1 protein-coding gene and 2 tRNA genes are annotated in these 2413 nt (G+C 31.2%); all 3 read left to right on the top strand.

All coding sequences use genetic code 11. From position 1 onward, the window contains the following. Positions 1–421: 421 nt before the first annotated feature. The 3 genes from ACFIO3_RS00015 (at position 422) to ACFIO3_RS00005 (ending at position 1009) form a co-directional block, all read left to right on the top strand. Positions 422–498, top strand: a tRNA-Pro gene (locus ACFIO3_RS00015). An 89-nt stretch (positions 499–587) separates the two neighbouring features. Further along, on the top strand, positions 588–893 hold the full coding sequence (locus ACFIO3_RS00010; protein ID WP_375606624.1) for an ETC complex I subunit: 306 nt from the start codon (positions 588–590) through the stop codon (positions 891–893). 39 nt (positions 894–932) lie between these two features. Beyond that, positions 933–1009, top strand: a tRNA-Arg gene (locus ACFIO3_RS00005). The last annotated feature ends 1404 nt before the right edge of the window (positions 1010–2413 follow it).

Here is a 2413-nt window from a genome sequence, read left to right as displayed (position 1 = left end):
AGATTCTAGAGTTTTTAATAAAAGAGTCCTTGGGAAGATAGAAAAAGAGGAGAAAAAAGCTTAATACAGCTGAATTCTTTGGCTTATGTTCTCTTTGGGAAAATTTTTCTATGATATTTAAGTTGTTTTTTTCTAAAACTGTATCTGTGAAATGCGTTTTGATACAGTGAGAGCTTGCTTAAAACAGGATAAAAATTATGAAGTCTTTATAGAGAAATTCATTCTTTTTTAATATAGATTGGATTTTTTACGGAGGTTATTTTCTACTATTTGTCAATAAATTTGTTATTGAGTAGGGAAAAAAAATTAAAAAATGTGCTTTTTTGTAAAGAAATGCAACAAAATTTAAAAAAAGTGTGTTTTTCTCTTGCACTTCTGTTATGAAAATTTTAGGAAATGTGCATCAAGTAAATGTAAATGGCGGAGCGTAGCGCAGCCTGGTAGCGCACCTGATTTGGGATCAGGGGGTCGTAGGTTCGAATCCTATCGCTCCGACCATATTTGATTGAGTGTGTGAAAATGACCAAATTGGGTACGTGTGATGAGAAACTATCATTCAAGCGTTGTTTAATCTTAAGGAAAAAGACATGATCGCACGTATTTATAGTCCTGCTAAGACAGCTATGCAGTCAGGGAAGGGGAATACAAGTTTTTGGGTTCTAGAGTATGAGCCGATGAAAGAAAAAATGCTTGAACCTCTTATGGGATACACGGCAACGTCTGATATGAATAATCAGGTAAGGATCCGATTTAATAGGAAAGAAGAAGCGATTGCTTTTGCACGTAAGAATGCTATCTCTTACCGTGTAGAAAAGAAACATACATCGATTCGACGTGCTATTTCTTATTCTGATAATTTTCGCAGTGATCGGCAGCAACCTTGGACACATTGAATTAAAGATGCTATTTTGAATTGAGAAAATAATCAGTTGGGTCCCGTAGCTCAGCTGGATAGAGCAACGGCCTTCTAAGCCGTGGGTCACAGGTTCGAATCCTGTCGGGATCACCATGTTTAAATAATATCAATAGGCTATAAAGAGAGTTTTCCTCTTATTGTATTAGCTTATTTTTCTGTATAATCCCGAACCTTTTTGATGTTTTTTGGTTGATTTTGTTGCTAAACGTTTTTCTATTGACTGTTTTAGTATAAAATAATGCTGTTTTACCTTTTTTCAGTAAAAATTGTTTTTTAAGAGCTTCTTTTCATTTTTCTGAAAATGATATTTTATTTCTTAGATTAGATTTAAGCATTGCTGCTAATGCTGGTGAAATTGCAAAAAAAACATCTATTGTAATTTTTTTATTTTTTATGAATAATATTATTATATTTTTCAGCATGACCTTTAGTAAGATCGACTTTGATTATATACAAGGCATGATGAATTTGATTTAGAACAGTTTATGAAACATTGAAGAATAAAAACGATATCTGTTTATGATGAGAATTTACAGGCGGCACAAGAGGTGGAGAATATCTTCTTGTCTTGGAAGCAGTGGATTCATAACGAATTGCTTTTTTATAGTTTTTTCGTATAAGAAGGTGTTATATGTGCCGCCCAGATAAGATATTGTTTTTTTCAATGAGAGGCATTTGCGGACAATTTGATTTAACGTGATTATCACTATTTCTCAGGTATGGTTATAGATATTCATCAATATTTAGGTTTTCTTAGTCTTATCGGTTTAAGAATATATGCTGTGTATTTATATGAATGGAGATAGATTGTATCTCAGAATTAAGTTTTTAGATTTCATATTTAAATTTTCAAATGTTTTTTCTTATTTCTTTATAGTTTGTACATCATATTAGAGGTATTTTAATATTGGATAACAATCACATTAAAATGTTATGCAGATGAGATCTGAAGATCTAAATTCACACGATTCAAGGTGATCATTATTTCAATAGAAATACAGTGTGAGGAGAATGCCATTTTATGCGCTTGTTTTAAGAGATATCTCTTAAAGCTCACTTCACGCTAGCGCTCGTGAATAGTACAATGATAAATCCATTGAGCTCCATCATCTTTACACTTATGAAGAAATAAGCTGACACTATCATACACTTTGCCTATTTTTTAGCCCCCGATGTTGCGATAAATCTTAGCATTTGAGGTAGTTATCGGCATTTTTGTGCTTTTTTATACAATTTTTACTTAATATTAATTCCTCTTATGACGTGTAAAAGAGACGGTTTTGATTAATTCAATATAAATAGGTTTGAAATGAGAAAACATTACGATATCTAGATTTCTCATTTAACATGGCAAACAATAAAACATGATTATGAATCAATATATTTTTAGAATGAAAAAATTTGCTTTTATCGTATTTTTTTACTCTTTTTAATATTTTATTATAATCTGTAATTGGTAAATTCAAAATACAGCTCTAAGGCTAAGTGTTTTATATC

This window comes from Bartonella sp. AD328YNZD, assembly GCF_042196425.1.
The sequence above is the reverse complement of the archived record's forward strand: the minus strand, read 5'-3'. Positions and strand labels throughout refer to the sequence as shown.